The organism is Burkholderia sp. Ac-20349, from assembly GCF_017104865.1.
Classification (GTDB): domain Bacteria; phylum Pseudomonadota; class Gammaproteobacteria; order Burkholderiales; family Burkholderiaceae; genus Burkholderia; species Burkholderia aenigmatica.
In genome coordinates this window covers 1-687 of sequence record NZ_JAAGPM010000366.1, presented here as the reverse complement: position 1 = coordinate 687, position 687 = coordinate 1, and the positions used below count along the sequence as shown (strand labels likewise).

The following is a 687-nucleotide window of genomic DNA, read 5'->3' as shown; positions in this document are numbered from 1 at the left end:
CACAGTACTCGCGGGCGAGGTGTTCGTTGGTGGCGCGTTGCTCGTAGTCCATCGTCAGGCCATGGGCCTTGAGAACGGCGGCTGCGATCTCGGTCACGCTGAGCGTCTGGAAGATCCGCCAGTCGGACGAGAGCTTGAGGCGTGCGAGGCGCGACTCGACCACCGCCGAATAGCGAGTACGTCGAAAACCGGTATCGCCCTGAACGAACGACGAAACCGCACCATGCACGTAGCGTACGGGCTGGCCACCCTGCCAGATGGTCAACAGCCCATTCCGATCGAGCACCTGTCCAAAGTCGATGGCCGGATTGGCACTGGCCAGTTCAACCTGCAAGCGAAAGGTCTCGGACAGCCCCTCATGCAGCGTGAACTCGACGACCTCGAATGATTCGTCGCCAGCAGTGAAGGTAAAACGCAGGTCGGATGACATCATCACAAGCATTCCTTACCAGTCCATGATCGAGCCGTCGATCTACACGTGCGCCGAGCGACCGACGTATGCACTGGTCGCTCGGATCGCCCGAACTTAGGCTTCCTGCGGCTTGCGCCAGTCGTCCGAAGCCTCGGTACCGGCGATCGCATGAGTCCAGGTGATCTTGCGGTACGCCATGGAGACCTTCACCAATTGGGTGTACTCGGCCTTGCTGGGGTCCTGCGCGTGCGGCAGCGCGGTGTTGATATTGACGA

General features: G+C 60.7%; 1 protein-coding gene. It reads right to left on the bottom strand.

What is annotated here, in order from left to right; translation table 11 throughout:
• Positions 1-433: contractile injection system protein, VgrG/Pvc8 family (locus G3N61_RS39260; protein ID WP_277405139.1), on the bottom strand; the 433-nt coding region annotated here is incomplete at its 3' end.
• Between the last annotated feature and the right edge of the window lie 254 nt (positions 434-687).